General features: G+C 59.2%; 6 protein-coding genes. 5 read left to right on the forward strand and 1 reads right to left on the reverse strand.

Annotated features, from left to right (window positions below):
* Both KBI5_RS23125 and cyaB read left to right on the forward strand, forming a co-directional pair.
* A partial coding sequence (locus KBI5_RS23125; protein ID WP_085016455.1) for an aldo/keto reductase occupies positions 1–942 on the forward strand: 942 nt, incomplete at its 5' end.
* A 15-nt stretch (positions 943–957) separates the two neighbouring features.
* The gene (cyaB, locus tag KBI5_RS23130) at positions 958–1,512 is read left to right on the forward strand and encodes a class IV adenylate cyclase (RefSeq protein WP_085016456.1); all 555 of its coding nucleotides are present in this window, start codon (positions 958–960) and stop codon (positions 1,510–1,512) included.
* Positions 1,513–1,586: 74 nt separating this feature from the next.
* Here cyaB and KBI5_RS23135 read toward each other — a convergent pair whose 3' ends face one another.
* Positions 1,587–1,829, reverse strand: coding sequence for a helix-turn-helix transcriptional regulator (locus tag KBI5_RS23135; protein WP_085016457.1), 243 nt, complete (start codon positions 1,827–1,829; stop codon positions 1,587–1,589).
* 347 nt (positions 1,830–2,176) lie between these two features.
* On the opposite strand from KBI5_RS23135, the gene KBI5_RS23140 reads away from it, so the two are divergent.
* The 3 genes from KBI5_RS23140 to KBI5_RS23150 all read left to right on the forward strand — a co-directional run bounded on the left by KBI5_RS23140 (position 2,177) and on the right by KBI5_RS23150 (position 7,126).
* The gene (locus KBI5_RS23140; protein ID WP_085016458.1) at positions 2,177–3,298 is read left to right on the forward strand and encodes a hypothetical protein; all 1,122 of its coding nucleotides are present in this window, start codon (positions 2,177–2,179) and stop codon (positions 3,296–3,298) included.
* Positions 3,299–3,521: 223 nt separating this feature from the next.
* Positions 3,522–3,701: a twin-arginine translocase TatA/TatE family subunit gene (locus KBI5_RS28905; RefSeq protein ID WP_085016459.1), complete on the forward strand. Its 180-nt coding sequence runs from the start codon at positions 3,522–3,524 to the stop codon at positions 3,699–3,701.
* A 116-nt stretch (positions 3,702–3,817) separates the two neighbouring features.
* Positions 3,818–7,126 carry a glycosyl hydrolase family 28-related protein gene (locus tag KBI5_RS23150; protein WP_133057133.1) on the forward strand — a complete coding sequence of 1,103 codons (3,309 nt, stop codon included), beginning with the start codon at positions 3,818–3,820 and terminating at the stop codon, positions 7,124–7,126.
* Positions 7,127–7,147: the final 21 nt, after the last annotated feature.

The following is a 7,147-nucleotide window of genomic DNA, read 5'->3' on the forward strand; positions in this document are numbered from 1 at the left end:
GGCGTGCCGATCGGCTGGGACGGCGTCAACGATGCGGCGGCGTTCGACGCCTTGATACAGGCATACGAACTCGGCGTCAGCCTCTTCGACACCGCCGACGTCTACGGGTTGGGCCGTTCCGAACGGCTGGTCGGTAGGTTGCTCGGCACTGTCGACCGGGCCTCGGTGGTGGTGTGCAGCAAGGTCGGCTACTTCGCGGGCACCAGCCGCCACCCCTACGAGCCGGCGCAGATGCGCCACCAGTTCGATACGACGCTGGCCAACCTTGGCACCGGCTACCTCGACGGCTACTTCTTCCACAGCACCGACTTCGGTGAAGCTGACTGCTACCTGGCCGGCGCGGTCGAGCTGATGAACGAGCTGCGCGAGCAGGGCCTGATCCGCGGTATCGGGATGCGTGCGCCCCACGCCTTCGCCGAGCAGTGGGCCAGCGGCGACGGGCCGAACGTCGCCGCCACCGCTCGGTGGCTACGCCTGTTCGAGACGATCCGGCCGGACGTCGTTACCGTTCGGTACAACCTGCTGAGCCCCCTGTACGCCGCCGACGACACCGACATCTTTATCTTCGCCCGGCGGCACGGCGTCGGGGTTCTGATCAAGCAGGTCCTTGGCCAAGGGCTGTTGCTCGGCAGCCACGGCCTCGATACGTCGCTGACCTTCAGCCCCGGCGACCACCGCACCGCGGACCCGGCGTTTACCCCCGAAGCACGGCGCCGGCTGGCCGCCCGGCTGGCGCCGCTGCGTGCCAGGTTCGGCGATAGCCCCGCGAAATTGGCCCGCTTGGCGCTGCGCTACGCCCTCCAGCATGCGCCCGACGCCGCCGTGCTGGTCGGCTTCCGGAACGCCACCCAGATCCGCGCCAACGTCACATGCCTTGGCGAGCCGCTTTCCTTAGCGGAGATCGCCGAGGTCCGTGCGGCGCTTCACCCACCCACTACCTGATTCGGAAGGACGCCCATGCAGTACATCGAGGTCGAGAAGAAGTTCGCGCTGCCCGAGCCGGCCGCCCTCAAGGCTGCGCTCGAAGGGCTCGGCGCCAAGCCCAGCGCACCGACCCGGCAGGTCGACGCCTACTACAACGCCCCGCACCGGGACTTCCTGGCTCCCGCGGCGGTGTCGGAGTGGCTGCGCATCAGGACCGAGGCGTGCGGCTCGTCGATCAACTTCAAGCGCTGGCACCCGATCGAGGCCGTCATCAAGACGCACGCTGACGAGTACGAGTCCAAGATCGACGACGTCGAGGCCATCCGCCGGCTCCTGGAAGCACTCGATTTCACGCCGCTGGTGACCGTCGACAAGACCCGCGAGGAGTGGAAACTGCCTGAGGTCGAGGTCGTCTTCGACCATGTGGACGGCGCCGGACACTTCGTCGAGTTCGAGTTCAAGGGCGACGCCGAGGACGTCGAAGACGCTACCGCCCAGCTGGAGGCGTTCATCGCTTCCCTCGGGGTGACACTGGGCGAGCCGATCAACCGGGGCTACCCGCACATCCTCCTCGGCCGCGAGCACTGAGCCGCACCCGGGCGCTGGCAAGGGCACCGATCGGTCGTAGGCCGAAGCTCGGCCGACCGGTGCCCTCGTCGCACTTAAGCAGACGGCGCCCGCAACCCCCGCACCAGCTCGCCCGGATCGATCTTCAGCGCCTCGGCCAGCTTCAAGATGTTGTGCAAGCTGATGTTCCGCTTGCCCCGTTCCACCTGCCCCACGAACGTCCAGTGCAGCCCGCAGTCGTCGGCCAGCTGCTCCTGGCTCTTGCCCAGTTCGTGCCGCCGGGCGCGTACACGCTCGCCAAACGTCTGCGCGGCTACTGACAGGGGAGGGGTCGCCATGACGACCCCAACCCCATACGTCTAGCGCCTCTGTGCCCAGAGACCATAGATCCCATGTATATGCGCCCCATGACTTTACGTCTTATTATGGATGTCGTTCCGGCTACCTGGCCGGGGCCGATCAACCGGTGACGGCTTGATCGTTTCGAGGTTCGGTTTGTGATGTTGGGGAGGTGATGACCATGGCGACCCACGGTGGCGACGGCGCGGGCGGTGGGGGCACCGGCGGCTGAGCTGGCCCCTACTGCACCGAGTGGCGCGGTGTTCCCGGTGTACCTGCTTCCGGGACGCCGCGCCATTCGCGTTTCCGGAGCAAGATCGGTCCATGCTATACTGATCTTGTAACTATGAGTCCCCTGCAACGCCTCTACCGCACCAAGCTGGCTCTCCTGGCCGTGGTCCTCACGGTTCTGGGCGTTGCCTTCTTGGCCATCGGCCAGCAGACAGAGGTCATCGCGGCCCTACCGTGGCTGGCATGGCTGCCCTTCTCGGAACTCGGCTCGACCCTCTTCGGCAGCGGTCTGATCGTCGTGGCCTTCGAGTACATCAACGAACGGGACGCCGACGAGCGGGCTAACGAACGCCTCCGCCGTATCCTGCGGGAAGAAGCACCGGCCTTCCGCGACGCGGTGATCGACGGCTTCGCCTTCGCGCCTGAAGCCCTGACGAACGTGGCATCGCCAGAGACCCTTGACCGGGTCGTCCGCAACACCCTGTCCATCCAGCTCGGCGACCCTGCGTTGGCCGACGATTTGTACGCCGATCTTCGCCACCAGGTGACGGCCTCGACCGAGCGCCGCCACGACATGCGGGTCTCAGTCAGCCTCACGCCGTGGACCAAGGGACCATCCGCCGGCGAGGGCAGCATGTTCGTTGCCACCATCCGGCGCGAGTACCGTGTGGCGGCGAACGAGACGACCCGCCGCTTCGCCTGTGTCTCGGACATGGACCAGTACCGCGAACTTCTGCTCGATCCGACGTCAATCGAGGCGTACTACTTCGAGCCGACGGCGGACATCGACGCCGCGTCGCCCGACGCATTCGAGCTGCTTCAGTTCACCGTCGACGGTCGGCCGCGGCCGATCCGCCGGAGCAAACGCCCCGGCGGCCAGTCCTTTACTGTGACTACTAGTGTCCCTGCTGGCGACTCGGCAACCGAGGTCGAGATCGCCTACACCTACCGCGTGCTAGTGCAACAGCACGGACATCTGCTTTACCTCGACTTCGGCGCGCCCTGCAAAGGTGTTGATGTCGATTTTGCCTACGGTGACTGCGGTATTCGGCACGTCAACGTGCTCGACTTCATCGCCGGCTCCCAACCGACCCGTGTGTCCCGGAGTCCAAAGGATGCCCCGCCGACCATATCCGTGCGCTATGACGGTTGGGTTTTCCCGAAGAGCGGGGTGGYGTTCTCGTGGGTGTTGGAGCGGGAGATGGCAGCTCCAGCACCTGCCCGCCGGTCTCGATGAGCACGCAAATCCACTTGACCAGGACGATCAACGGGGGCAGAGTGGGGCGATTTTTACTAATCGGAGGGGTCGCCCGTATCGAGAACCGTTGGGCGTTCCTGCTAGTGGATGTGAATGGGCGACCTGAATAAATCCTCAGGACTCGTGTTACCACTCCGAGGAGATAGTATTGCGAAATTTAGCATTACGTTTATACTAAAGATTAAAATGTAAGGAATTCTTCATGCCCGGAATTGGATCAACGGAACTAGTTATCGTACTTACTATCGCTTTGCTGCTCTTCGGCGGTAAGAGGCTCCCGGAACTCGCTAAGAGTGTGGGAACGTCGATCCGCGAGATTCGCAGCGGCCTCAACGATCTGGCGGACGAAACGGCCAAACCGGACCCACCGGAGAAATTGTAGCGATGCGGGTGGGGGGTAGTCCGGAAGGAATTCTATTTCGCCTGCGCCAGCATTCTATTGCAATGCAGCACGTTGTGCCTTACACTTAAAATAAGCATTAACGAGATTCGCACAGCATGGCACGACTCCCACAACCAGGCTCAGACAATGGCGTTTGGGGAAGTATCCTCAATGACTTTCTGAGTGTCAGTCATGAGGCTGATGGGACGCTAAAACCGTCTGCATTTTCTGCGACTATACCCGATGCTACGGCCAGCGTGAAAGGGATAGTGCAGTTGGCTGGAGATTTGGGCGGAACGGCCACTAATCCAATGGTTCCAGGGCTGGTAGATAAGGCGGTCAAGGCCAATCTTACTTTCAACGTCCGCGATTATGGCGCAGCCGGTAATGATACTGCAGATGACACTGTCGCTATTCAGGCTTGTATCGCAGCGGCCGGTAGTTACGGTACGGTATATTTTCCTGCCGGCACGTACAAGATTACCGACACGCTCTATATAAGGTCAAGAACAACATGGTTCGGCGATGGGCCGGGTTCCGTTATACACCAAGCTGGCAGCGGCAAAACAATCATTGCCTCCTACAATCACCTTTCCGCCAATGATGCCGGGCCAGAGGGCCGTACTTCAATCAACTCGCTTCGCCTGGATGGCGGTGGCGTGTCGTCGCACGRCATTGTCTTGCGCGACTACTTTAGTAATGTTCAGAATGTCGAGGTAACCGATGTCGTGGGTATCGGATTTAAGCTTACGGTCCAAAATAGTGACAGCGTAACCTTACCGGGGAGTTCTACCTTGGTGGAAAACCGTTTTGCCAATTGTACCRCACGGCGCTGTACGCAGTATGGTTTTTGGCTGGGCGAGCCCGACAATAACAAACTGACCGACGGCCACTTGATAGACTGCAACGTGGAGGGCTTTTCGGGGAGCAACGTTACCGGACATGTTTACATTGGCGCCAGTGCCGGTTGGAAAATAGATGGCATTCATACCTATTACAGTACTACCGATTATGGCGTGCAGGCCCACTCGGCCTACAATACATTTATCTCCAGCGTATACGTAGAGAATTTTGGCCTGGCAGCTCTAGCCTTAACAAACGCCCAACAATCCATAAGTGTACAGGGCTTGGCCTGCGTAGCACCAAATTACGGCGCACCGGCGGCCGTTCTAATAACCAAGCATCCCTCGTACAGTTCAGTATATGTTGATGTCAGTGACGTGCATGTTAATCAAGAAAATAGCATTACGACCGCTGTTGTTAGTAGCAACAGCACGGCAGTCGCGGTGAGAGTTAACGGCTATAGTTTTGTTGGAGCTGGGGCGGGCAATGGCGTTCTGGCAAGCGGCAGCGGCGCAGCGGCAGTAACGGTGGTCGGCGGCTCATCTACTCTGGATGGCCTGAGTGATGTGGTAATTAGTTCGCCCGCAAACAATCAGGTATTAACCTACAACTCAAGCACCAGTAAATGGGCAAACTCGGCCGCAACTGGCGGCTCAAGCCCTTACGTGAACGTCCAGAGCGCTGGCGCAACCGGTAATGGAACCACCGACGACACTGCCGCAATCCAGGCGGCGATCGACGGTTCAGTAGCAGGCAGTACTATTTATTTTCCGCCCGGCACTTACCTGGTGTCGAGCGAAATTCGTATTCGCGATGAACGTCGCTATCTCGGTTCGCATTTCCGTAAAACTATTATCAAGCAAGCCAATGGTGCGACGTCTATGCGTGCTGTTCTAGTAGATGCCGGCTGGGCCGCCAATAACACGTTTTCCTCAACCATGCATACCGTTGAGAACATTACTATCGACGGCAACAAGACCAATAACTCTGGCGCCAATACTGATGGCCTACTTCTGATGTCGTATCAGTCGGTAGTGYGTAACGTGTATGTTATCAACGCTACTGGTAACGGATTCCGACACACTGACCGCAACTCTGCCGGCACATCTATCAGTAACACGGCTAATGAAGTCCGCTACGAATATAACCATGCTATCACCTGCGACGGCCACGGCTTTCACGTTGATGACGCTGGCAATAAATTGACCGACGGGTTTTTGGTAGGCAATATTGYCAACTCGTGCGGCAAGCACGGGATTTACAATACCCGTGCGGCCGGTTGGCTAATCGAGGGAAACCATGTCTACGTCGGAGCCGGATACGGGTGGTTCGGTATTTGGGCGACCAATGCGTTCGCCACCCGCATCATTGGGAACTATGTCGATGACTATGGGCGCTCCGCGACCACCGGTTTCTATTGTGGTATTCGTATTGATCAAATTTCCAGCCGGGCGTCGGTAGTATYGGGGAACAACATCTTTTGCTCAGAAGAGGTGGCCGGAACGACATACAGGCACATTATGGTGGCCGTGGGCAGTGGCGTTTCGGGCTGCCGTGCCGTGGTAACCGGCAACACCGTTGCCGGCGTATCGGCGAGCAACGGCACGGGCGTATTCGTCAGTGTCAGCTCTGGAAGTGTCTTGAACCTGACGCTAGACGATAATCAAATAGATGCCGTGAATACTGAATACACAACCAGTGGCACTGGGAACATCACCGTATCGTCGCGTACTCTTGGTAATAAGACTGTGCAAGGCGCTCTGGCCGCCCAAGGTACCCTAAGCGGGCCAAACTTGCCCGTCACTACCGCCAAGGGAGATCTTGTAGTGGGAACCGTTGCTGGAGCGGCCTCGCTGGTAGGCCTGGGCACTGACGCCTATGTGCTGACGGCCGACTCCACGCAGCCTAGCGGCGTTAAATGGGCGGCGGCTCCCGGCGCTGGCGGYGGTGCAGCGGTAGGCTCCGAGATACCCCAACCCCTCGGAACACCATCGGCCGGTACGGCCACAACTTCCAGCCGTGAAGATCATGTTCATGCCCGTCCTGGCATTTGGCTGCCGCCTGACCATGGATATGTCGCTTGGGCCTATGATCCGAATTTGGGCAATCAGACTCGTACTTTGACTGCTGGACAGATGCAGTTCGTGGCTCTCAAGATTCCGCAGAATGCCAATATTAGTATTATTACGGTATTTTTGACATCCGGCGGCAGTACCCTGACTAACAGTTATGTGGCTCTCTACCAAGGAAACAGCCTGTTGGTTCAGTCATCCGATCAGTCTACCTCATGGCAGTCGTCCGGCCCAAAAGCGGTGAGTATAAGCTCGACTGCGGTGACTGCCGGCACGTTACTGGTGGCGATCTGGATTGGGAGTCTTAGCACCAGCCCTAACTTTATTTCCGGCCAGATCCAGTCGGGTTCGTTGGCAAATATCGGCCTTAGCGCTCCTGGGCTCAACCAGCCTAATGGAAGATATATCTCGGGCGGGAGTGGGGTAGGCGCTACGCCGCCGTCCAGCCTTACTTCATCCGGCTATACGTTTGCGAACAGCAACTTTACGACCTGGGTGGGGCTAGCATAGTCGCATAAGAAAGAGCGGTCG

The sequence above is a fragment of the Frankia sp. KB5 genome (genome assembly GCF_002099325.1).
Taxonomy (GTDB): domain Bacteria; phylum Actinomycetota; class Actinomycetes; order Frankiales; family Frankiaceae; genus Frankia; species Frankia casuarinae.